Here is a 21,762-nt window from a genome sequence, read left to right on the forward strand (position 1 = left end):
ACGGTTTGTGACGGGATTTCGCCGATTTTCGTCCACAACCGTACTTTCGTCGGAGCCCGAGGCGGCTCGAGGCGGCTCAACCGAAGTGCGCGGCGCGCACCTCGGCCTTGCGCACCTTGCCCAGCGGTGTGCGCGGCAACCGGTCGACCACGATCAGCCGCTCTGGGCATTTCTGCCGGGCCAGACCGGCCGCGGCGAAATGCGTCCGCAGATCGGCGAGGGTGAGCGCGGCGCCGGGGGTGAGGACCACCACCGCGGCCACCACGTCGCCGTACCGGGGATCGGGTGCGGCCACCGCGGCGGCCTCGGCCACCGCCGGATGGGTCAGCAGGACGTCTTCGACCTGAGCCGACGAGATCGTCTCCCCGCCGCGGATCACCACGTCCTTGATCCGGTCGGTGATCGTCAGGCGGCCGTCGCCGTCGAGGTGGCCGAGATCGCCGGTGCGGAACCAGCCGTCGGCGGTGAACGCCTCGGCGTCCAGCGTCGAGTCGCGGTAGCCGACGAACTGATCCGGTCCCTGCAGCACGACTTCGCCGTCCACGCCGGTCGGCACGTCGGTTCCGTCGGGCCCGACGATGCGCACCGCCGATCCGGGCAGCGGCATCCCGTCGGTGCCCAGCCGCGCCGAACGCGGTTCGTCGGCGTGCCCGGCGGTCACAGTCGGATGTTCGGTGGAGCCGTAACAGCGGAAGGTCGCGATGCCGCGGTCGGCGGCCCGCAGGCCCAATTCCTCGCTGACCGGTGCGGCGCCGACGAGGAACTCACGCAGTGTCGCGAGTTTCGTTGTGGCGTCGGGCACCTCGAGAATGCCCTGCAGATGGATCGGTGCGCCCGCGGTGGCCGTCACACCGAACTGCGCCACCGCGTCCACGGCGCGCTGCGGCGACCACTCGTCGACGAACACACAACGCTTCTCGGTGGTCATCGGCCGCAGGATGTTGCCCACCCCGGCGATGTGGCCGGGTGGAAAGCCGACGAGCAGCACGTCTCCGGCTGCGCCGGCGAGCAGGCCCGCCGCGGTGCGCTGTTCGGCCAGCACCGTGTTGTGCGTGTGCTGAACCCCCTTGGGCGCGGCGGTGGTTCCCGAGGTGTAGAGCAGCAGGCAGACGTCGTCGGCGTGCACCGCGGGGCGCCGGTAGCTTCCCGGGTCGCCGTCCAGTTGCGACCACGCCAGGTGGTCGGGCCCCGGCGCGGCGTCGACGATGACGATGTGGCGCAGTGTGTCGATGCGCGACAGGTCCGCGAGTCGTTCGGTGTAGTCGATGGAGCGGTAGCGCCGCGGCATGATCAGCACCGCCGCGCCCGACTCGGCGACGATGAATCCCACCTCGGCCGGGCCGTAGATGTGCACGATCGGCACCAGCACCGCACCGCACAACAGCACCGCCTGATAGGCGATCGCACACTCGACGCGGTTGGTGAGTTGCACCGCGACCGCGTCACCGCCTGCCACGCCGAGATCCTGCAGCGCCGCGGCCAGTGCGCGGGCGCTGCGATGGATCTCGCCGACCGTCACGGTGTCCGCGGTCGTCCCGGCCAGAAACACCACCGGGGTCGACGGTGCGCTGGCAGCGGTGGATTCGAAGGCGTCCAACAACGTCCGGTCGCTGAACCAGCCCTCGCGGTGCCACCGCTGCCGCAGCGTTGTCAGCCCTCCCAACTCAGTTCGAGCGAGTCCACCCCGAACACCTGGCCCGCGTGCTCCTGCGGCTCGCCGACCACGCGGTAGTCCGGGATGCGGCGGTGCCATTCCTCGAGAATGATCGTCATCTCCTGGCGGGCCAGATGCGAGCCGAGGCAGCGGTGCGGCCCCGCTCCGAACGAGATGTGCCGGGTGATACCGCGGTCCAGATCGACACGGCGGGCGTCGGGGAACATCTTCTCGTCGCGACCGGCGGCGGCCAGCGGGAACGACGCCATATCACCGGCCTTGACCGGGCAGCCGTGGAAGTCCATGTCGCGGGTGGCCTTCCGGGCCGTCTGCACGATCGGATATACCCGCAGCACCTCCTCGACGGCGTTCGGGACGAGGTCCGGCTCGGCGACGATGCGTTCGCGGTCCTGCGGGTGGGTCGCCAGATGCAGCATGGCGTAGGACAGTTGGTTGGCGACGGTGTCCAGGCCGGCCATGAACAACAGCAGCAGACAGTTCAGCAGGTCACCGTCGTTCACCGGTTCGCCGTCGATGGTCCACCCGAGCGCCGCGGTGACGATGTCCTGTGCATCCGGGTCGGGGTTGGCGCGGCGCTCCTCGATCAGCGACTGGAAGTAGGTGATCACCTGCCCCATGCCTTCCATGCGCACCGCCATGGTGGCGTCGTCGGAGCCCATCTGGTGCAGGATCTTGTCCTCCCACTCCATGAACTCGTCGAGACGCTCCACAGGCATCCCCATGATGTTGAGGAAGATGTGCGACGGGAACACCCGTGCCACCTCAGTGACGAAGTCGCACTTGCCCTGTGCGGCGACCTTCTCGACCAGTTGGCTTGCGAGGCGGCGATGCTCGTCGCGCAGACCCTTGACCCGTTTCGGGGAGAAGTACTCGGCGAGCACCTGGCGCCACTTGGCGTGTTCGGGCGGATCGACCATCACCGGGATCCACTTGTACGGCGGGTCGGGGTCCGTCGGCACGATCACGCTGCTCGACCACCACTCGGGGTGTTGCAGCCCTTCGAGGATCGCCTCGTATTCGGTGAACATCCAGTAGCCGTCGCCCTCGGTGTTGCGGAACACCGGACGCATCCGGTCCTGCCGCGAGTCGATGTTGGCGAAACCGGTGAGCGCCGGGCCCACCAGTGCGGTCAGTTCGAACTCGTCCACCGGACACTGGCCCACTTGTCGATCACCGCTCATTTCGTCTGTCCTTCCTGTAACCGTTCAGTCAACCTCTGCGCAGCGGACATCGCCGTCGCAATCGTGTCTTGGAGTTCCTTTGCGCGGGAGAGGATCTCACCGCCCGGGCCGTCGCGTGCCTCGATCGCGGGCACGACGAACCGCCGGAACCGCCTGCGCACCGCGGCTTCGGAACGATCGGGGGCCTCGGCGGCCAGATAGGTCTGCTCCACCAGGAAGACGATGAGATCGTCGAGGCCGACGTCGGTTCGGATCTCACCGGTGCGCTGGCCCTCCCGCACCACCGCGCCCATCGCGCCCACCGCCTGTTCGTGCACGCGCGGGTCGTTGCTCGCCGTGGAGTGCTGGGCGATCAGTGCGGCGATCGCCGCGTCGGTGGGCAGTTCGCGGGCGGTGTAGACCAGCGCGGCCTCCAACTTCGCGAACACCCCGGACTCGGTTTCCATCAAATCCTGCACCGCGGCGATGTGTCGTTGCGCGCGGCGCAGTGCGACCTGGACGACGACCTCGGAGAAGCTGCCGAGTCGACGAAACGCGGTGGCGCGAGACACACCTGCGCGCCTGGCGATGGCCTCCATCTGGACCGTGCCGGGTTCGTTCGCGGCGAACTCCTGTTCGGCGGCGCGAAGCAGTCGGTCCCGAACGAAGTCCTCGGTCTGGTCCTCGGCGTTGCCGGCGGTCATGTGATCGCCCCGGCGAACTTCAACTCGGTGAGGGTGTCCTCGTCGAACCCGAGTTCTCGCAGCACGTCGTCGGTGTGTTCGGCGAACCGCGGTGCACGCCTTAGGTTCAGCGCTCCGTGGTCGAACTTGACCGGGTTGGCGACCAGCTTGTGGCTCTCCCCCGTGCAGTCCACGACCTCGGCGATGCGCCCGTTGGCGATCAGTGACGCGTCGGTGCCGACGTCCCAGGCGTTCTGCACCACCGACCACGGGCCGGTGCCCTGATCGAGTAGCCGGGCGCATTCGGCGAGCGAGCGACTGCCGATCGCCGATCGGACGATTTCGATTGCGTCGTCGAGGTTTTCGACCAGGGCCTCCAGCGTTGCGAAGCGCGGGTCGAACGCGTACTGCGCGCAGTCCATCAGTCGACAGAACTCCGGCCAGTGCCGGGTGGGCTGCAGCATGGCCAGCTGGATGTAGCGCCCGTCGGCGGTGCGGTAGTTGCCGGTCAGCGGATTGCAGGGGGCCTGGGTCGTGTCGTCGAGCTTGGGCAGCGGTCCGCCGGCCTGCAGGGCCATGTTGACGCTGAACTGCGTGGCCCACGCACCGACGGCCAGCAGCGACACGTCGAGCACCGAGGGCTCGCCGGTCATCTTCCTGCCGTACAGGGCGGCGGCCACCCCGCCGGCGATCGCCAACCCGCCGATGTTGTCGCCGTAACCGCCCGCGGGCATGTACGCGGCCTGCTCGGCGCCCGACGGGGTGACCCCGTCCGCGCTGCCGCCGCGGGCCCAGAACGCCGTCGAATCGTAGGCCCCCGCTTCCCGGTCGGGCCCTTCGGTGCCGAACCCGCTGCCGGTGACGTAGATGATGTCGGGGTTGATCCGGCGCACCTCGTCGACGTCGATGCGTAACTTCGCCCGAGCGGTCGGCAGATAGTTGGTGAGGAACACGTCGCTGCGCCGGATCAGTTCCTCGAGCACCGGGCGTGCCTGCATCACCGCGAGTTCCAGGCCGATGCTGCGTTTACCGCGGTTGGGTGCCTCGATGACGGGCGCGAAGGCGGCGCTGTCGACTCCGGTTCCATGGCCCAGCACGGTGGCCAACCCGCGCTGGCCGTCTCCGGTCACCGGGTTTTCCACCTTGATCACCTCCGCGCCCCAGTCCGCGAGCACGGCGCCCGCCGACGGCACGAAGGTGAATTGCGCGACCTCGAGTACCCGTACGCCCGTCAGTGGCCGGTGCATCGTCAAACCCTCCCAGCCGGTGTGATTTGATCCACAGTATGCAACTGGTAGAAACCTACCGTATCAATTTGAGACTTTAATGTGATGTCCGCGTCAGCTCACCACTTCCGACCGTGAAAGTCCAGAGAACCGCCCGAAAGAAAGCAACCGCATGGCCGATATGGATCTGCAGACCCTCGAGTTCACCGTCCACGACCACGTCGCGACCGTCGCACTGAACCGCCCGGACCGGTTGAACAGCTTCAACCAACGGATGGCCGGTGAACTCGCCGAGGTGTGGCGGCGGGTGCGCGAGGACGAGGACATCCACGTCGCGGTGCTGTGCGGCAACGGTGAGCGCGCGTTCTGCACCGGCATCGACGTGTCCGAAGGCGTCTGGTGGGCCGACGAACCGATCTTCAACCAGGAAGACCCGGGCGCGTTCCTCGGCCCGAAGGGGCACAAGGTGTGGAAGCCGGTGATCGCCGCGTTGCACGGCATGGTGGCCGGTGGCGCGATGTACTTCGTCAACGAGTGCGACTTCTCGATCTGCGCGGAGTCCGCGGTGTTCTTCGACCCGCACGCCAGCGCGGGCATCGTCTCGGCGCTGGAACCGATGGGCATGCTCGCGCTCGGGGTGCCCTACGGCGAGGTGATGCGGTGGGCCCTGACGGGTAACGAAGAACGGATGACGGCGGCCACCGCGCTGCGGGTCGGACTGGTGACCGAAGTGGTTCCCGACGACCAGTTGCGTGCCCGCGCAGCCGAACTCGCCGCCGAGATCGCCGCCCGCCGGCCCAAGGCGATCCAGGGCACGGTGCGTGCGATGTGGGAGGCCCGCGACCTGTCCCCGACGATCGCCCAGCGGCACGGGCTGTCCTACACCCACCTGGGCAATGTCGGCAGCACGGGCCCGGACCCGAGTCGCAACCGCAAGCCCCGGATCCGTTAGCGGCCTTCGAAGCGCGGGGCGGTACGGTTTCGAAACGCCGTCACCCCGATTCGGAAGTCCGCCGAGGCGATGAGTTCGGCCTGGCCCTGGGTCTCGACGGTCTGTGACCGCGTCAGCGGTTCGAGCGTCGATTCGACCAGCGCGCGCTTGATCCAGCCGTAGGACCGCGTCGGCCCACCGGCCAACGCGCCGATCACCGACTCCAACTCCTGCTCGTAGCCGTCGTCTGCGACCAGATGCGAGATCATTCCCCAGTCGAATGCCGTTGCAGCCGTGATCTTCTCGGCCAGAAGCGCCATCCTGCTCGCACGAGCCCGTCCGATGGCCACCGGAAGCAGCGCCGAGGCGCCTCCGTCGGGCATCAACCCCACCTTCGCGAACGCCAGCTGGAAGAACGCCGACTCCGCGGCGACCACCAGATCGCACGCCAGCGCCAGTGGGCAGCCGAAACCCGCGGCGGCGCCGCGCACCCCGGCGACGACGGGTTTGGACAGGGCGGTGATGGCGGCCACCACGTCGTTGGCGGCGGCCGCCGCACCGGCGGTGTCCACGCCGGTGAGGTCACCGCCGGCGCAGAACGCCCGCCCGGCTCCGGTCAACACCACCACCCGCACCGCGGTGTCGTCGCCTGCCCGCGTGAGATGGCCGTGCAGGTCGCGCAACATGCTGGTGTTCACCGCGTTGAGCGCATCCGGGCGGTTCAGCGTCAGTCGCAGCACGGCGCCGTCGCGGACGGCGAGGACGGTGGGCATCGCGTCACTCACCATGCAGGCGACGCATCTCCTCGCCCACCTTGCCGCTCATCCTCGACACCACCTGTGCGCCACGACGTCTCAGATCCATATCGGGCACCGGCAGCACCACCGCCCCGGTTTGTCTGGAGGGCAACAGCACCTTGGCGGTGCCCGTGGTGGTGGCCTCGTCGCGCTGATTGGTCGCGCGTACCTGTAGCGACACCTGCTCGTCGGGGCTCTGACCCTTGGCGGCGACCTCACCGGTGCACAGGTGGATGTCACCGTGGTAGTTGAAGCCGCGCACCTGCACGTCCATCTCGGCCAGCCAACCGTCGTCGCCGATCCAGTTGGTCAGCAGATGGGTGATCCAGGCCGCGCGCATCTGGCCGTAGTCATACGGCGCCGGGATGCCCAGCGCCTTGGCACGGTCGGCGTCCCAGTGCAACCGTTGGACGACATCGAGCACCCCGTACTCGTCGGGGACGTAGAAGCCGGGCATCCGTTTGCGCGATTGGTGGGCGTACTTCAGCGGTCCGAGGCCGTAACCGCCCCAGCCCCACCCCATGTGCATGCTGATGATGTCGACGACGGTCAACGGGCCCTTCATCACCGAGGGCAGTTCGTCGCCGACGTTCACGTCCTCCCACCACTGCGGGTCGGCGCCGCGACGCACCTCGGCCTCGTAGGCCGCCTCCACCTTGGCCAACTCCTCGTCGGTCCAGTGCTGCCGCTCGATGTGGGAGTACTTACCCGCCTTCTTGCTGCCGTGACGTTCGGCGTTGATGTAGGCCTCGTCGCGGGTGGCGATCGGGTTTCCGTCGAGGTCGACGTAGAGGTAGCGGTAGGTCTCCTTGACCGACCGGCCCCCCGAGAATTCGCTCTCCTTGACCTGCACATCGATGGTGTATGTCTCCATCAGCACCGGGCGTCCCGGGTAAATCGGTTGGTACCACGTCCATTTCACTCCGGCGTAGTACTTGCCCGTGCCGCGGAAGAGCCCTTTGAACAGCTTCTTGCGTTCCGGGTCGGTGAACCTGGGCGTCTGATCGACCCCGGTGGCGATCGGGAACGTCGGCGGGGCGATCTGGCCGTGCCAGCGGGTGCCGGCGCCGTAAGCCGGATCGTGAAACAGCGGATTGTCGTCACCGCACCCGAACGCGAAATGGCTGAGCGCATCCGACGACGGTGCCTTGTTCCACGCCTCGTCACGTGAGTTCACCGGGATGCCGATCTGCGCGCGTGCCCGCTCGATGTCCTCGTCGGTGATGCGGCCCTCGACGGCGGCGGTGTCGTTCTCGGTAGTGGTCATCGAATTCTCCTGTCAGAACTTCAGCATTGCGCCGGCGTCGACCTTGAACTGACCGCCGGTCATGTAGCGGGACTCGTCGGAAGCCAAGAAGACCACCACGTTGGAGATGTCCTCGGTCTCGACGTAGGGAACGGGCATGGACTGCATCATCGGGAAAGTCAGCAAGGCATCCTCGCGTGTCGGGTGCTCCAGGTCGGGCCGGAACTGCCGATACATCGGATCGCTGTTGAGCATGTCGGTGTTGCAGTTGGTCGGATGGACCACGTTGGCGCGGATGGATTTCGGCGCCAGCTGGATCGCGATCTGGCGGGTGTAGGAGTCCACCATCTGCTTGGCGTACGAGTAGCCGGCGCCGCCGGGGCCCATCGGCCCGCCCTCGGCGGGAGGTTGGTTGGCGGCGACCAACCCGGCGATCGAACCGGTGGTGATGATCGAGGCGCCCTCCGTCAGGTACGGCAACGCGGCGTGCACCGTGTTGACCACCCCGACGAAGTCGACGTCGAACGCGTCGGCGAACGCGGTCATCGGTTGATCGCCCAGCGGGCAGATGCCGGCATTGGCGACGACCACGTCGAGCCTGCCGAGTTCGTCGACGGCGGCCTTGAGCGCGCTGACCACCGCGGCCTTGTCCCGCACGTCGACCTGTGCGGTGATCGCGCGCCGTCCGGTCTTCTCCACCTCGAGTTTGGCCTCCTCGAGGTCGTGCGGTGTCGCCAGCGGATACGCGTTGGTTTCGATGTCCTCGCAGATATCGAAGAGGATGACGTCGGCGCCCTCCTCGGCGAGCCTGACCGCGTGGCTGCGGCCCTGTCCCCGTGCGCCGCCGGTGATCAGCGCGATCTTGTCCTGTACTCGGCCCATATGATGTGTCCTTTTTCCGGTTGTGGTCATTTGGCGGTGGTGGATCGCGGCCGGCGCGCCTCGATGTCGTCCAGCATCGCGTTCAATTGCTGGCGGTCCACCTTGAGCGCGGCGCCGCGCGGAAGTTCGTCGACGATGTACACCTCGGTGGGCACCTCGTAGGGGGTGAGCGTCGAGCGGCAGTGGGTCCGCAATTCCTCGCCGGTCACCGATGCGCCACTGCGCAATTCGACAGCGGCCACCGGCACCTGCCCGAGCCTGGGATCCGGCCTGCCGGTGACCGCGGCGTCGTGCACGCCCGGATGGCTGCGCAGCGCCTGCGCCACCGTGTCGGGCGCGACCTTGAAGCCGCCGCGCACGATGACGTCGTCGGCACGGCCGTCGATGTACAGAAAGCCGTCGGCGTCGAGGTGGGCCAGATCGCTTGTGGTGACCCATTCCCGGCCGTCCCCGGCCGGGCTGGTCTGCGCGGCCGAGACCTGAAGCCTGCCGGTCTCGCCGGTGGGCAGCTCGGTCCCGTCCTCGCTGATGATGCGCAACCGCACGCCGGGAAACGCGCGCCCGACGCTGCCGTGCTTGCTGCCCCACGTCGAGCGGAAGTCCTTGACGGACCAACCCGCGATGGCCCCGGAGAACTCGGTGGCGCCGTACATGATGAGGATCGGGATGCCGTACTTGGCCAGGAACTCGTCGACCAGTGCCGGATCCACCGGGGCGGTGCCGGAGTTCACCCCCCGGATGCTGCTGAGATCCTCGCGCGGCAGGTCGGCGTCCAGCACCGCCCGCACCGCGGGCGGCGGCAGTCCCACCAGTCGCGGCCGGTGCTCGGTGACCGCGGCGTGCCATGCCTCTACGGTGAACCGCTCCAGCATCGCGATCGGCCGCGCACCGGTCAGCGACGAGATCACCGCCCACATGCCGCCGATGTGCACGATCGGGAACGGGACCAGGGTGACCGGCCCGCTCAGCGGGGCGCGCGCAGACAGCGGCTTGCCCGCATAGGACCGGACCGCGCTGAGCGCGGCACCGATCTGGCGCCGGCTCAACGGAACCCGTTTGGGCGGGCCGGTGGTTCCCGAGGTCAGCATCTCGATCGCGACGCTGGAATCACCGCCCGCCACGGGTGCGCCGACGGCTTTTTTGCCCATCCCGGACTCGTCCAGCGCCCACCCGCTGGCGTCCAGTTCGCCGACGGTGTCGGTGAAGACCTGCTCGGCCCACAGCGCCGGTGGCGCCAGCACATACGACGCTTCTGTGGCGGCCAGGTCCGCGCTCAGCCGCGGCGGCGGTTGCAGCGGGCTCAGCGTCACCAGGGTGCGGTCACCGCGCAGGATCGCGATCAGTGCCGCGACCGACTGCGGCCAGTTGCCGAGGACCACCGCGACGCGGCCGCCGGCGCCGCAGCCCGCGGCCCGCAACTCGTCGTCGATCTTGTCCGCGAGTGCGCGTATTTCGCCCCAGCTATACCAACGGCCCTTGTACTGCACCATGGGCGCGTCGTCGTCGGCGCTGGAAAGGCTCGCGAACTCTTCAGCGAGATCTGTCATGCTCGTCCTGACTATCCGGTGTCTCAACGTAATTGGCGTGGTTTACTGGGTCAACCGACTCGAAAGGTGCAACAGGATGGATTTCGGGCTCAGTACCGAACAGGAGCAACTTGCCGCCGCGGAGCGGGCCTGGCTGCAACGCCACGACCCCGTCACGCGGCTTCGCCCGCTCATCGACGCCGGGCCGGTGACGCTCGACCCGGATGCTGTCACCCATGCCGCCGAGGCCGGACTTCTTGTTCTTCTGAACGACGAAATCGGCGGCACCCATGTCGATTTGGCGCTGCTGTCCGAGGAGCACGGCCGCGCGGCCAGTTCGCTGCCGGTGGCCGATGCGGCCGTCGCCGCGCGCCTGCTCGCCGAGGCCGGTGTCGACGTCGCCGAGGATCAGGTGTGGGGCGTGACCCGCGCCCGGGGCGAGCTGGGTAGTCCGGTTCCGATGGCAGCCGATCTGGCCGGTGTGGTGGTGATCGCTGAGGAATCCGGCGTCGAGTCTGTTTCGGTTGTGCCACAACCGGAGTTGGCGCCGATGTCGACTCTCGATCTCACCCGCTCGTGGGCCAGGCCGGTGCTCGACGGGAAGACGACGCAGCGCGAGGTGGCTGCGGGCACGTTCGCGCGGGTCCGTGACGCGCTCGCCGTGCACCGTGCACTCGACGCGCTGGGCGCCGCCGCCCGGCTGCTGGAGATGACGGTGGACTACGCCGGTCAGCGCAAGCAGTTCGGCTCTCCGATCGGATCGTTTCAGGCCGTCAAGCACCACTGCGCGAACATGTCCCTGTGGGTCGAGGCCGGCCGTGCGGTGTTGTGGGCCGCGGCACTGGCATTGGACACCGACGGTGCGAACCGGAGTCGGACGGCGTCGTGCGCGGCCGCCTACGCGAAGTCGGCGGCTGTCGACGTGGCGGGCACCGCCCTGCAGGTGCACGGCGGCATCGGCTTCACGTGGGAGCACGATCTGCACCTTCTGCTGCGTCGCATCAAGGTCGACGCGGCGATGGACGGCAGCGTCACCGAGCACCGCGCCGCGCTGGTCGCCTAGCGGGGTAATCCCAGCCCCCTTTCGGCGATGAGATTGCGCATGATCTCCGAACTGCCGCCGGCGATGGTGAAGGCGCGGGCGTAGAGCCACTCGTCCTGCCAGCGGCCCCCGTCGGGCACATTGGGGTCGTGCTCGCTGAGCACGCCGTCTTCACCGGCCAGATCCACTGCGAACGCCGCCATCTCGAGGTTGAGCTCGCTGAACATCAGCTTGGCCATCGCCGCGTCGTGCATCCGTTCGGTGCCGCGGGTCCACCGGGTCACGTTGGCGTAGGTGAGCGCGGAGAGCGCTTCCACCTCGGCGGTGAACCGGCCGATCTGATCGCGCACCCGGTCGCTGTCCAGCGCCGGTCTGCCGTCGACGGTGACCCGGCGGGCCAGGTCGGTCAACGCCTCCAGCCCCAACCGCAGCTTGACCACGATCGCACCGACACCGCTGCGCTCCTGCGCCAGTGAGGTGTTGGCGATGGCCCAGCCCTGACCGGGTGCGCCGATCATGTTCTGGGCGGGCACCTCGACGTTGTCGAAGAAGACCTCGTTGAAGTCCGAGGTGCCGGTGAGTTCACGCAGCGGGCGCACGCTGACGCCCGGTGCGCTCATGTCGAGGATGAAGGCGCTGATGCCCTTGTGCTTGGGCATGTCGGGGTCGGTGCGGGCCAGCAGATAACCGAACTGCGCCCAGTGCCCGTCGGTGGTCCAGACCTTCTGGCCCGACACCCGGTAGATATCGCCGTCGCGAATCGCCCTGGTGCGCAACGACGCCAGGTCGCTACCCGCCTCGGGCTCGGAGAACAGCTGGCACCACTTCTGTTCGCCGGAGCGGATCGCGGGCAGATGGCGTCGCTTCTGCTCGTCGGTGCCGAACGTGATCAGCGCATTCGAGGCCAGCACGCTGCCGCTGGCCGCGCCGGAGACCCGCGCGCGGGCCAGCTCTTCGCCGACCACGATGGCGTGCTCGGCGGTCCAGTCCCGGCGGCCGCCGAATTCCTCGGGCCAGTCCGCCCCCGCGTAGCCGGCGTCGAAGAGACGCGCCGTCCACTCCCGTAGGAGGTTGTTCTCGTGTTCGTCGGCCGGGCTGCGCACCCCGGCGCGCGGGGGGATGTTCGGTGCATGTTCGGCGATGAACGCCCGAACCTCCGAGCGGAATTCGTCGAGATGCGCACCCATTCCGTATTCCATGCCGCCTACCTTCTGCCTACGATTCGCCGCGCCGCCCGGTCCCGCAGCGCATCGGCACGGCCCACCGCCACCGCGTTGGCGCGGGCCCGGCGCAGCAGCAGATGCGCCGGATGCTCCCAGGTGAAGCCGATGCCGCCGTGGATCTGGATGGCCGACTCGGCGGCGAACACCGCCGCGTCGAACGCGTCGGCCGCAGCCAGGTCGGCCAGGTATACGTCAGTGCCGTCGTCGATTTCGCATGCCGCCAGCACCTGACTGCGGGCACCCTCCAGCGCCACCGCCATATCGGCGCACCGGTGCGAGATGGCCTGAAACGACCCGATCCGGCGACCGAACTGCTCACGCTCGCCCGCCCACTGCACGGCCATCGCCAGGGCACGGGCCCCGACGCCCACCGAATCGGCCGCGACGGCCAGGGTCGCGCGGCGCCGCGCGTCCACCAGCCCGGTGCGCACCGGTTCACCGTCGGCCAGCACGGTGGCCTCGGCGCCGGAGAAGGTGACCGACCCCAGCGTGGCGGTGAGGTCGAGTGTCTGTTGCGGAGTCACTGTCACCGAGTCGGCGTCGGTGTCCACCGCCAGTAGCACCTCGCCGTCGGTGCCGCGGGCGAGCACCAGCAGCACCTCGGCGGCGGGCGCGCCGGCGACGATCGGCACGGCGCCGTCCAGCCGCCGCCCGTCCCAGGTAGGTAATTCCGTTGTACCCCAACCGCTGTCGTCGAGCGGGACCGCGAACGCCGCGGTTGTCCCGCCGACGATGCGTCGGGCCGCATCCGTGGCGCCCACCGCGGCGGCGACGGACAGGGCGATGACCGTCGGCACCAGCGGCGCGGGCGTCAGCGCCTTGGCCGCCTCCTCGATCGCCGCGCACAGCAACCGCGGTCGCGCACCCGCACCGCCCAAGGACTCGTCGGCCGCCAGACCCGGCAGCCCGAACTCCACCAGCACCGACCACGCATGGCGGTCCCATGCGTCGATCGGCCGGGCCCGGTCGAGCAACGCGGCCGTGTCGACGCCGGCCTCGACGGCCTGGGCCAGCACCGCGCGCAGTTCGCGTTCGTCGTCGTCGGCCACGGCCAACGGGGCGCCGGGAACCACCGCGGCGGTGCGGGTGTTCTCGCCGCGATGCGACGGCAGACCCAGCACGGACTCGGCGATGGTGTTGCGTTGGATCTCGGCGGTACCCGCCCCGATGGTGGTGGCGCGGCTCATCAGGTAACCGTAGGTCCAGCGACCCTGATCGGCGGCGATCGCGGCCCGGCTGCCAAGGGCCGCATGCGGTCCCAGCGCGCGTAACGCCAACGCGTGCAGTCGTTGTTCGAACTCCGACTTGACCAGCCGGTTGACCGAGGCGACCCCGCCGGGGTCCTCGCCGCGCAGCACCGCGGCCAGCGCCCGCGCGCTGTTGGCCGCGATCGTCTGCACGCCGGATTCCAGCCGGGCGATGTCCTGACGTACCAGCGCGTCGTCGGCCAGTCCGGCGTCGGCCAGCAGCGCCACCACCCGGTCGACGGTGCGGCGATATTTGAACTCGTCGGCCAAAAACGCGGTGGCGCGTTCGTGGCCCAGCGAGGTGCGCATGATCGCCCAGCCGTGGCCCTCCCCGCCGACCAGGTTGTCGACCGGCACGGCGACGTCGTCGAGGAAAACCTCGGCGAAATGCGCCGCGCCGCTGATGTCGCGCAACGGGCGTACGGTGATGCCGGGGCTGTTCATCGGGATCAGCAGATAACTGATGCCGTCGGTGCTGCGCCCCGGCGGGCCGGTCCGCACCAACGCGAACATCCAGTCCGCCCGGTCGGCCATCGACGTCCACACCTTCTGGCCGGTGACCCGGTAGGTGTCGCCGTCCCGGACCGCCCTGGTGGACAACGACGCCAGATCGCTGCCGGCGCCGGGCTCGGAGAAGCCCTGACACCAGAACTCGTCGGCCCGCAGCAACGGGCGCAGAAACCGGTCCTTCTGCTCCGGTGTGCCGTGGGCGATGAGCGTCGGCGCCACGATGAACGACAGCGGACACGGGTGCGCAGGTGCGCCCGCCGCGGTCGTCATCCGGTAGTAGTCGAGCTGATCTTCCAGACAGAGTTCCAACCCGCCGACAGACTTCGGCCAGCCGGGTGCGGCCAGGCCGTTGTCGACCAACTCGGCATGCCAGGCCCGGGCGGCCTCGATGCGGTCGCCCGTGGCAGCCGATCGCCGCGCTGCGAAGTCGTCCAACAACCGCTGCAGGCGCGGCCGCCAGTCAGAACACAACGGATTTCACCTTCGGGTTGATGATGGGGCCCCTGGGGTCGCCGCCGGTCAGAATGTCGGCCATGTGTTCCCTGTCGCATCAGTCATCGTCGAGCGGTACCCTTCACACAGTCGCAATATGATACTCGGTACGCCTTGAGCGTATCAATCGTTGCCGTCGGACGTGCGTCCCTGGGCACCTTCGCGAGGAGTTGATGACAACGTGGACAGCGGGATGAAGTGGGGAATGCCGTGGCCAGGGCCGGAGCGCGCCGCCCAGGCCGAGGCCGGCGGGGCCGCCGCGTTCTGCTCGGGTGAGTTCGCCGACCTCAACGGCTACATCACCTGCGCCCAGATGGCGGCCGCGTCCAACGTGATGCTCGGGCCCGGGATCGTCTACGCCTTCGCCCGATCGCCGTTCGTGCACGCCGCGTCGGTGCGCCACCTCGACAAGCTGGCCCCCGGCCGGGTGTTCCTCGGCCTCGGCGCGGGCACGCCGCGGATGAACACCGACTGGTTCGGGGTCGACGCCAGCCAACCGGCCCGCCGGATGGCCGAACTGGTCGAGGCCGTCCGGGCGCTGCTGCACGCGGAAAACGGCGAGCGGGTGAGCTACAGCGGGGACTTCTACCGCGTCGAAGCCGACATCCGCGCACCGGTACTGGGGCGACTCGAGGTGCCGATCCTGATCGGCGCGTTCAACCGCGTCATGCTGCGCACGGCGGGTGCGTCGGCAGACGGCGTGTTGGGCCACGGACTGTTCACCGACCGGTGGTGGGACGAGACGGTCGACCCCGCGCTGGCCCGCGGCGCCGCGACCAGCGGGCGTGATCCGGCCTCACTGAAGCGCTGGGGCTGGCTGATCACCGCGATCGACGACGACGACCCGGACCGGGCGGTCCGGGAGGCGCGGTTGCAGATCGCGTTCTACCTGACGGTGCGGACCTATGACTCGTTGGTCGAGTTGCACGGCTGGCAGGACCAGGTCGCGGCCATCCGTGCCGCCTTCCGCGGCGGCAGGCCCGACACCATCGCCGACCACGTCACCGACGAGATGCTGTGGGCGATCGCGGTCTGCGGCGACACCGCGCAGGCCGGCGAGATGTTCGCGGCGCGTACCCGACTTCCGCAGACCGCCTTCCTCGCCCCGCCCAGCTTCCTGGTCGGACGTCGACGGCGGGCCGAATACGATTCGGCGGCAATCCGATTCGCCGAACAGACGATACGCGGCTAGAGTGCGAACGCCAGGAACTGGGTGACCTGCCGGTGTGAGAAGTTGTCGTCGCTGACCATCACGACAGACTGGCGCCCGTCGGCAAGCTTGGGCCCCAACGTGATTCCCTCGATGTTGTCCAGCGGATCGACGATGTCGGCGAGGTCGACCAGCAGCGTCTTGGTCATCGTCCGCACCGGCGCCCCGGCCAGTGACGGCCGCGCCAGCACATCCTCGGCGTCGGCGACGTCAACACGGTAGACGCGGACGGCGACGTGTGTGCCGTATCCACGTTCGACGGTCAGGAAGCTGTGGTCGTCGACGGCCACCAGGTCGGTCAGGCCGTTGTCCCCGCCCGGGCCCGCCGCCACGCTGTCCAACGGATAGGCGAACTGTGCGGTCGCGGTGCGGGTCTCGACGTCGAACCGGGTGATGCGGGTGAGCGCGCCGTGCTGCTCGGTGGGCAGTTCGCCGTCGTCGTAGACGGGACCTTCCATCGCCGCCCACAGGTGGCGGCCACCGGGTGTCAGCGTGATTCCCTCCAGCGCGCGGGTGCGCCGCGGCCCGGTGCGCTGCGTGGACACGGTCAGTATCGGCGGCATCGTGAACTCGCCGATGTATCCGCCGTCCAGGGTGGCGATGCACACCGACGGGTCGAGCAGCAACGGTTCGGCCGCATCGGTCACCCGCTGTCCCTCATTCGACCAGTACAGCCGCTTGCGGGTTCCGTCGACCGCGATGCCCTCGGGATCGGGCGGCACCACCGGCGGCCTGGCCTCGACGTCCAGCGGCGGGAACGGTCGACCATCCCGGTCGCGCCAGGGATGTGTCGCGACGAACTCGACACCGTCGATTCCGTTGTCGGACAGGTCGATCCGAGCCGTATAGAACCGCGCGGCGTTCTTCGCCGAGCGGTCGTCACTGACGATGTAGTACAGCCCGCTGTCGGGGTCGTAGCTGATGCCGGACAGGCCGCCGACCACCGTCGCGTCGACCGTCGCGCCGTGGTCGATGCGGAACTGGCCCAGATACTGCGGCGCGGCCGTCGTTGTGGCGGTGGTGGGTTGGGAGACGCCACACGCGGTGACGACCAGGCTGCACACCAGCGCGAGCACACGACGCATGCGCACTAGAACAGCGTATCGACCAGGCTTCCGACCGAGTAGGTCGCCGCGATCGCGACCGCTCCCAGCGCCAGTTGACGCAGCGCCGTGAGCCATATCGACTTGCGCGTGAACCTCGAGGCGATACCGCCGGCCAACAGCAGTCCCGCGCCGCCGCAGAGCAGGCCGATCCACAACGACTCGAACCCGAGCAGGTACGGGATCAGCGGGATGATCGCACCGAGGGCGAACATGGCGAACGACGAACCGGCCGCCACCCAGGGCGACGGCTTCTCCCGGGGATCGACGCCGAGTTCCTGTACGACGTGGAACCGCACGGCCCGTTTCTCGTCTCGATGGATCTCCTCGGTGGCCTTGGTGGCCGTCTCGCGGGCCACGCCCATCTCCATCAGCATCGCGACCAGTTCGGACTTCTCGGCCTGCGGGTCCTTGCGGAAGGCACGGCGCTCGACACGCACCTCGGACTCGATCTGCTCGTTGGCCGTCGTCACCGAGGTGTACTCGCCCAGCGCCATCGAGAACGCCCCCGACAACAACCCGGCCACCCCACCGATGACCACGGTGTGCGCGTCGGCCGCCGCGGCCACGCCCGCGATCAGGGCGGTGTTGCTGACCAGTCCGTCCATGCCGCCGAAAGTGGCGGCGCGCAGCCAACCGCCGGTGACATCGGCGTGCCGATGGGTGCGGACGTGCGGCACACCGGTCGGAGCCACCGCTTTAGGCATGCCCGGTCTCCCTCATGTCTCGATTGAACGTCAACCGCTTCCGGTGCTGGTACTCAGGCTTACCTTGGTCGTCGGAGGTTCGGGACGGATTCGCCGCATCACGTTTTCCGCATCACGTTTGCGAGGCCCCGCCTGCGGCTACCGTCGAGTCATGACCACCACCGCCGAGCATCTGCGCAACACCCTGGACGGCCGTTGGCGCGACGTGAAGAACAAGATGCGCCGCGAGCTTTCCAGCGACATCTTCAAACCGCACTTCACGCCGAACACCGTGATCGCCCGGACCAAGGTCGCCGAGCAGATGAAGATCATGGCCGAGCACGGCGCGGCCGAGGACGGCTTCAGAAAGGAACACGGCGGCAACGGTGACGTCGGCGCGGCGATCACCCACATCGAGATGCTGGCGATGTCTGATCTGTCGCTGATGGTCAAGGCCGGTGTGCAGTGGGGTCTGTTCGGCGGCGCGATCGAGAATCTGGGCACCGAGCGCCACCACAAGGCCTACGTGAAACGGATCATCAACCTCGACCTGCTGGGGTGCTTTGCGATGACCGAGACCGGGCACGGCAGCGACGTGCAGTCCCTGGAGACGACGGCCACCTACGACCCGGCCACCAAGGAGTTCGTCATCGACTCCCCCACCAGGACCTCGCGCAAGGACTATATCGGCGGCGCCGCCGAGACCGCCCGCGTGGCAGCGGTATTCGCGCAGTTGATCACCCCCGACGGCGAGGGCCACGGTGTGCACTGTTTCGTGGTGCCGCTTCGCGACGACGAGGGCAACGACCTGCCGGGCATCACCACGTCGGACAACCACTACAAGGGTGGACTGCCGGGGGTGGACAACGGACGCATCCAGTTCGATCACGTGCGGGTGCCGCGGGAGAACCTGCTCAACCGGTACGGCGATGTCGCCGAGGACGGCACGTACTCGTCGCCGATCGAGAGTCCGGGCCGGCGGTTCTTCACGATGCTGGGCACGCTGGTGCGCGGCCGGGTCACCGTCGGCGGTAGCGCGGCCGCCGCAGCCCGGGTGGCGCTGGATATCGCCACGCGATATGCGTTGCAGCGTAGGCAGTTCGAATCACCCGACGGTGACGAAGTGCTGATCATGGACTACCTGGTGCATCAGCGTCGACTGCTGCCGTTGATCGCGCAGTCCTATGCGCTGCAGTTCGCCCAGAACGAGCTGGTGGCCAAGGGCCACGACCTGCAGAGCGTCGACGACCCGGATCCCGAGGAGCAGCGTGAACTGGAAGCCCGGGCCGCCGGGCTCAAGGCCGCCAACACCTGGCACGCCAGCAGGGCCATTCAGGAGGCCCGGGAAGCCTGCGGTGGGGCGGGCTACATGGCCGAGAACCGGTTGATCGCGCTGCGCGCGGACACCGATGTGTTCACCACCTTCGAGGGCGACAACCACGTGCTGACCCAACTGGTCGCCAAGCATCTGCTCACCGAATACGCCGACGACGTCAAGAGCATGAGCCCGGTCGAGTGGGTGCGGTTCGCCGCCGAGACCGTCGGCACCCGGGTCATGAAACGCACTGCCGCGCAACCGATCATCCAGACCATCGTGGACAACAGACAGGACAACGAGGAGGAGGGCAGCCTGTTCAACCGCGGCACTCAGATCAAGATGTTCGAGGACCGCGAGGAATACATGCTCTCCACGGTGGCCCGCCGACTGCAGGGCAAGTCCAAGGAGATGAGCGAGTTCGACGCGTTCAACGCCGTGCAAGACCACGTGTTGCACGTCGCGCGCGCACACATCGACCGGGTCATCCTCGAGGCGTTCGTGGCCGGCATCGAGACCTGCGAGGACGAGGAGGCCCGCAAGATCCTCGACATGGTGTGTGACCTGTACGCGCTGTCGGTGATCGAGGAGGACCGCGCCTGGTTCATGGAGCACCGGTTCCTGTCCACCGAGCGCGCCAAGGCCGTCACCCGCGGCATCAACGAGCGCTGCCGCAACCTACGTCCCCACGCGGAGCTGCTGGTCGACGGGTTCGGCATCCCCGAGTCGCTGCGCTACGCCGAGATGCTGCACCCGGAGAACATCGTCGACACCTGAGGCCTACGGGCCCGGGATCGGGTCGAGGGCCTTGAGCTCGCCGTTGTCGACCTGGAACCGGGCCGAGCCGACGCCGGTCGGGCAGCACGCCGGCTCGTCGCCCTGCCGCCACTGGTAGCCCACCGCGACGGTGTCGTCGCCCACCGTGGTGACGGTGAGGTACGGCCGCGGGTCCGGTGTCGGGGTGCCGACCGGCGAGCCGCGGTCGAAGAACAACACCTGCTGCGGGCTGTCGGAGGCGTCCCCGGAGACGACCTGCACCCAGTGCAGGCTGCAGTCGGGGGTGTGGCCGCGCGAGGCCTCGCGCCACTGCGCGGCGGGCAGCCTGTCGATCTCGGCGGCGACGGTGCCCGCGTCCGGCCCGTCCGCCGGCGCGCAGGCCACCGCGGTGGTGGGGGGCGCCGACGGCGGGCTCCACCCGCAGGCCGCCGTCAGGCCAAGCATCAGCAACGCGGCGCTCATCGCGATGGTTCGCATGGCCGCGAGCCTACGGGGCCGCGAGACGTACGTTAGCGAGGCCGCTACTCGACCTTTTGCGCGATAACGTACGTCTCGCGGCAGTGACCTTTGCCGTCAGCCGGCGGCGAGCTGCTTCTTGCCGTAGATGCGCTCCAGCATCGCGGTGTCGCCGTGCATCCTCGCGGAAACGGTCTTGCCGTTGCGGATCGTGAACACGTCGGCGTCATGGCTGGTTTCGCCGCCCACCGTCACCTCGGTCAGGGCCACCACGGTGTCACCCTCGGCGATGAGCTGATTGAGACGGACCGTCAGCCCCTTCTCCGCCAGCCGTCCGAGCTGCTCGATCACCTCGGTCTTACCGTGGAACGTGCCGCTGACCGAGCTCTCCCCCGGCTGCACCCATTCGATGTCGTCGTCGAACAGGTCCATCACACTCTCGATGTCCCCGCTGGCGAAGGCCTCGTAACCGCGCTGGATCTGTTCCTTGTTTTCCTTCTCCGACATTTCGATCCCCCTCGCATTGGTCGGATGACAGCGTCAATTGTCGACGCTGTCCGCCGACCAGTCCATTGGATCGGCGCACGCGCAATTGCGGCCGTTGCGAAGACAATTGGTTTGCCTGAGCAGGGCGCTCGTCGGCAATGCGCGGGGTCGGTGCCCCTGCCAGAGGTACCACCCGAAATGTGCAGAATCGCCGACGTGCCAGACTCCACCAGCAATGTGATGAGTGCGGCGAAGTGAGTGCCAGATTGCTCCCCCGGTTGGACTCGAACCAACAACCCTTCGGTTAACAGCCGAATGCTCTGCCAATTGAGCTACAGGGGACTGCCCACCCCGCGATGTCACAGACCCGCGGACCGAACGCTGACTCTAGCTTACGTCCCATCGGGGGTGCCAATACGCCGCCGCCCCGCACACACCCCCGTCGGTGAGGCAGGATGGAACACACGTCGCACCGTCGTCCGGGAGGAGCCCAGTGATCCGGTATCTCGTCGTACTGGCAGCCGGCTACGTGTTGGGTACGAAAGCCGGCAGGCGCCGCTATGAACAGATCGCCGGAACCTACAAGGCCGTCACCGAGAGCCCCGCGGCCAAGGCCGTGATCGACGCCGGTCGCCGCAAGATCGCCGACCGGGTGTCACCGGATCCGCCCATGGTCACGTTGACCGAACTCGACGACAACACCGCGGTGATCGGGCCGGAAACCGCGCAGACCGCACGCAGCGCGCGCGACGGAAAGGGTGTCAGGCGATCGGCCGGTCGATGATCATGCCGGGCAGCATGGGCCCGGTGGAGAAGTTCGGCCCGCTCACCCCGTTGGGGCCGAAGCCGAACGACGGCGTGCCCCCGACCACCGGATAGCCGTTGGAGTACGACAGGCACCGCCCGTCTTCCTTGTTGCCGAACCAGGCCAGGCAGGCGGGCGCGGCCTGCACCCCGGAATCGGCATCGTTCGAGGTCAGGGACCACGCGGCGAGCGGGGCCGCGACGGCGGCCACCGAGAGGGCGCCCACCGCGACGAGCCGACGCACCCGGATGTTGGTCGATGCCACAAGCATGCCTTTCTGACCT

At 68.5% G+C, this 21,762-nt stretch carries 20 protein-coding genes and 1 tRNA gene; 5 read left to right on the forward strand and 16 right to left on the reverse strand.

What is annotated here, in order from left to right; all coding sequences use genetic code 11:
* Positions 1-76 precede the first annotated feature (76 nt).
* From ABQE89_RS05125 to ABQE89_RS05140, 4 genes are read right to left on the reverse strand one after another with little or no spacing between them, the layout of a single operon-like run.
* Positions 77-1,663 (reverse strand): class I adenylate-forming enzyme family protein, encoded by a 1,587-nt coding sequence (locus tag ABQE89_RS05125; RefSeq protein WP_448414761.1) that lies wholly within the window; start codon positions 1,661-1,663, stop codon positions 77-79.
* Positions 1,651-2,856, reverse strand: a complete 1,206-nt coding sequence (locus ABQE89_RS05130; protein WP_448414763.1) for a cytochrome P450 — start codon at positions 2,854-2,856, stop codon at positions 1,651-1,653. The genes ABQE89_RS05125 and ABQE89_RS05130 overlap by 13 nt, the downstream gene beginning before the upstream one ends.
* On the reverse strand, positions 2,853-3,539 hold the full coding sequence (locus tag ABQE89_RS05135) for a TetR/AcrR family transcriptional regulator (RefSeq protein ID WP_448414765.1): 687 nt from the start codon (positions 3,537-3,539) through the stop codon (positions 2,853-2,855). Before ABQE89_RS05135 ends, ABQE89_RS05130 begins: the two co-directional genes overlap by 4 nt.
* Positions 3,536-4,765 (reverse strand): CaiB/BaiF CoA transferase family protein, encoded by a 1,230-nt coding sequence (locus ABQE89_RS05140; RefSeq protein ID WP_448414767.1) that lies wholly within the window; start codon positions 4,763-4,765, stop codon positions 3,536-3,538. The genes ABQE89_RS05135 and ABQE89_RS05140 overlap by 4 nt, the downstream gene beginning before the upstream one ends.
* A 151-nt stretch (positions 4,766-4,916) precedes the next feature.
* Between ABQE89_RS05140 and ABQE89_RS05145 the strand changes: the two genes are divergently transcribed.
* Positions 4,917-5,696, forward strand: a complete 780-nt coding sequence (locus tag ABQE89_RS05145) for an enoyl-CoA hydratase/isomerase family protein (RefSeq protein ID WP_448414769.1) — start codon at positions 4,917-4,919, stop codon at positions 5,694-5,696.
* Here the strand turns inward: ABQE89_RS05145 and ABQE89_RS05150 are convergent.
* From ABQE89_RS05150 to ABQE89_RS05165, 4 genes are read right to left on the reverse strand one after another with little or no spacing between them, the layout of a single operon-like run.
* Positions 5,693-6,448, reverse strand: a complete 756-nt coding sequence (locus ABQE89_RS05150; protein WP_448414771.1) for an enoyl-CoA hydratase-related protein — start codon at positions 6,446-6,448, stop codon at positions 5,693-5,695. The two genes, ABQE89_RS05145 and ABQE89_RS05150, sit on opposite strands and share 4 nt — an antisense overlap.
* 4 nt (positions 6,449-6,452) lie before the next feature.
* A complete protein-coding gene (locus ABQE89_RS05155; protein ID WP_448414773.1) occupies positions 6,453-7,739 on the reverse strand; it encodes an FAS1-like dehydratase domain-containing protein in 1,287 nt (428 codons plus the stop codon).
* A 12-nt stretch (positions 7,740-7,751) separates the two neighbouring features.
* On the reverse strand, positions 7,752-8,600 hold the full coding sequence (locus ABQE89_RS05160) for a mycofactocin-coupled SDR family oxidoreductase (RefSeq protein WP_448414775.1): 849 nt from the start codon (positions 8,598-8,600) through the stop codon (positions 7,752-7,754).
* Positions 8,601-8,626: 26 nt separating this feature from the next.
* Positions 8,627-10,147, reverse strand: coding sequence for a class I adenylate-forming enzyme family protein (locus ABQE89_RS05165; protein WP_448414777.1), 1,521 nt, complete (start codon positions 10,145-10,147; stop codon positions 8,627-8,629).
* 76 nt (positions 10,148-10,223) lie between these two features.
* On the opposite strand from ABQE89_RS05165, the gene ABQE89_RS05170 reads away from it, so the two are divergent.
* Positions 10,224-11,189: an acyl-CoA dehydrogenase family protein gene (locus ABQE89_RS05170; protein WP_448414779.1), complete on the forward strand. Its 966-nt coding sequence runs from the start codon at positions 10,224-10,226 to the stop codon at positions 11,187-11,189.
* On the opposite strand, the gene ABQE89_RS05175 is transcribed toward ABQE89_RS05170, so the two are convergent.
* Both ABQE89_RS05175 and ABQE89_RS05180 read right to left on the reverse strand, forming a co-directional pair.
* A complete protein-coding gene (locus ABQE89_RS05175; protein WP_448414781.1) occupies positions 11,186-12,367 on the reverse strand; it encodes an acyl-CoA dehydrogenase family protein in 1,182 nt (393 codons plus the stop codon). The two genes, ABQE89_RS05170 and ABQE89_RS05175, sit on opposite strands and share 4 nt — an antisense overlap.
* A gap of 5 nt (positions 12,368-12,372) precedes the next feature.
* Positions 12,373-14,619, reverse strand: coding sequence for an acyl-CoA dehydrogenase family protein (locus ABQE89_RS05180; protein WP_448414783.1), 2,247 nt, complete (start codon positions 14,617-14,619; stop codon positions 12,373-12,375).
* Between the two features lie 214 nt (positions 14,620-14,833).
* Here ABQE89_RS05180 and ABQE89_RS05185 point away from each other — a divergent pair, with 214 nt between their 5' ends.
* Complete coding sequence (locus tag ABQE89_RS05185; RefSeq protein ID WP_448414837.1) at positions 14,834-15,832, forward strand: LLM class flavin-dependent oxidoreductase; 999 nt, start codon at positions 14,834-14,836, stop codon at positions 15,830-15,832.
* On the opposite strand, the gene ABQE89_RS05190 is transcribed toward ABQE89_RS05185, so the two are convergent.
* Positions 15,829-16,935: an esterase-like activity of phytase family protein gene (locus tag ABQE89_RS05190; protein ID WP_448414839.1), complete on the reverse strand. Its 1,107-nt coding sequence runs from the start codon at positions 16,933-16,935 to the stop codon at positions 15,829-15,831. The genes ABQE89_RS05185 and ABQE89_RS05190 overlap by 4 nt on opposite strands.
* A 5-nt stretch (positions 16,936-16,940) precedes the next feature.
* Positions 16,941-17,660 carry a VIT1/CCC1 transporter family protein gene (locus ABQE89_RS05195; RefSeq protein ID WP_448414785.1) on the reverse strand — a complete coding sequence of 240 codons (720 nt, stop codon included), beginning with the start codon at positions 17,658-17,660 and terminating at the stop codon, positions 16,941-16,943.
* A 151-nt stretch (positions 17,661-17,811) separates the two neighbouring features.
* Here ABQE89_RS05195 and ABQE89_RS05200 point away from each other — a divergent pair, with 151 nt between their 5' ends.
* Positions 17,812-19,731 (forward strand): acyl-CoA dehydrogenase family protein, encoded by a 1,920-nt coding sequence (locus ABQE89_RS05200; RefSeq protein ID WP_448414787.1) that lies wholly within the window; start codon positions 17,812-17,814, stop codon positions 19,729-19,731.
* A 3-nt stretch (positions 19,732-19,734) separates the two neighbouring features.
* Here the strand turns inward: ABQE89_RS05200 and ABQE89_RS05205 are convergent, their stop codons facing one another.
* The 3 genes from ABQE89_RS05205 to ABQE89_RS05215 all read right to left on the reverse strand — a co-directional run bounded on the left by ABQE89_RS05205 (position 19,735) and on the right by ABQE89_RS05215 (position 21,015).
* A complete protein-coding gene (locus tag ABQE89_RS05205) occupies positions 19,735-20,208 on the reverse strand; it encodes an LppP/LprE family lipoprotein (RefSeq protein WP_448414789.1) in 474 nt (157 codons plus the stop codon).
* A 96-nt stretch (positions 20,209-20,304) separates the two neighbouring features.
* Positions 20,305-20,694, reverse strand: a complete 390-nt coding sequence (locus tag ABQE89_RS05210; protein WP_448414791.1) for a nuclear transport factor 2 family protein — start codon at positions 20,692-20,694, stop codon at positions 20,305-20,307.
* Between the two features lie 248 nt (positions 20,695-20,942).
* Positions 20,943-21,015, reverse strand: a tRNA-Asn gene (locus ABQE89_RS05215).
* A gap of 151 nt (positions 21,016-21,166) precedes the next feature.
* On the opposite strand from ABQE89_RS05215, the gene ABQE89_RS05220 reads away from it, so the two are divergent.
* A complete protein-coding gene (locus tag ABQE89_RS05220; RefSeq protein WP_448414793.1) occupies positions 21,167-21,457 on the forward strand; it encodes a hypothetical protein in 291 nt (96 codons plus the stop codon).
* On the opposite strand, the gene ABQE89_RS05225 is transcribed toward ABQE89_RS05220, so the two are convergent.
* A complete protein-coding gene (locus ABQE89_RS05225; RefSeq protein ID WP_448414795.1) occupies positions 21,435-21,749 on the reverse strand; it encodes a DUF7155 family protein in 315 nt (104 codons plus the stop codon). The two genes, ABQE89_RS05220 and ABQE89_RS05225, sit on opposite strands and share 23 nt — an antisense overlap.
* Positions 21,750-21,762 lie beyond the last annotated feature (13 nt).

Source organism: Mycolicibacterium sp. XJ1819, from assembly GCF_053483675.1.

Coding starts and splice junctions, on each gene's coding strand:
- ABQE89_RS05130 (WP_448414763.1), bottom strand. CDS start 2,856: ATGAGCGGTGATCGACAAGTGGGCCAGTGTCCGGTGGACGAGTTCGAA.
- ABQE89_RS05135 (WP_448414765.1), bottom strand. CDS start 3,539: ATGACCGCCGGCAACGCCGAGGACCAGACCGAGGACTTCGTTCGGGAC.
- ABQE89_RS05140 (WP_448414767.1), bottom strand. CDS start 4,765: ATGCACCGGCCACTGACGGGCGTACGGGTACTCGAGGTCGCGCAATTC.
- ABQE89_RS05145 (WP_448414769.1), top strand. CDS start 4,917: ATGGCCGATATGGATCTGCAGACCCTCGAGTTCACCGTCCACGACCAC.
- ABQE89_RS05150 (WP_448414771.1), bottom strand. CDS start 6,448: ATGCCCACCGTCCTCGCCGTCCGCGACGGCGCCGTGCTGCGACTGACG.
- ABQE89_RS05155 (WP_448414773.1), bottom strand. CDS start 7,739: ATGACCACTACCGAGAACGACACCGCCGCCGTCGAGGGCCGCATCACC.
- ABQE89_RS05160 (WP_448414775.1), bottom strand. CDS start 8,600: ATGGGCCGAGTACAGGACAAGATCGCGCTGATCACCGGCGGCGCACGG.
- ABQE89_RS05165 (WP_448414777.1), bottom strand. CDS start 10,147: ATGACAGATCTCGCTGAAGAGTTCGCGAGCCTTTCCAGCGCCGACGAC.
- ABQE89_RS05170 (WP_448414779.1), top strand. CDS start 10,224: ATGGATTTCGGGCTCAGTACCGAACAGGAGCAACTTGCCGCCGCGGAG.
- ABQE89_RS05175 (WP_448414781.1), bottom strand. CDS start 12,367: ATGGAATACGGAATGGGTGCGCATCTCGACGAATTCCGCTCGGAGGTT.
- ABQE89_RS05185 (WP_448414837.1), top strand. CDS start 14,834: ATGAAGTGGGGAATGCCGTGGCCAGGGCCGGAGCGCGCCGCCCAGGCC.
- ABQE89_RS05190 (WP_448414839.1), bottom strand. CDS start 16,935: ATGCGTCGTGTGCTCGCGCTGGTGTGCAGCCTGGTCGTCACCGCGTGT.
- ABQE89_RS05195 (WP_448414785.1), bottom strand. CDS start 17,660: ATGCCTAAAGCGGTGGCTCCGACCGGTGTGCCGCACGTCCGCACCCAT.
- ABQE89_RS05200 (WP_448414787.1), top strand. CDS start 17,812: ATGACCACCACCGCCGAGCATCTGCGCAACACCCTGGACGGCCGTTGG.
- ABQE89_RS05205 (WP_448414789.1), bottom strand. CDS start 20,208: ATGCGAACCATCGCGATGAGCGCCGCGTTGCTGATGCTTGGCCTGACG.
- ABQE89_RS05210 (WP_448414791.1), bottom strand. CDS start 20,694: ATGTCGGAGAAGGAAAACAAGGAACAGATCCAGCGCGGTTACGAGGCC.
- ABQE89_RS05225 (WP_448414795.1), bottom strand. CDS start 21,749: ATGCTTGTGGCATCGACCAACATCCGGGTGCGTCGGCTCGTCGCGGTG.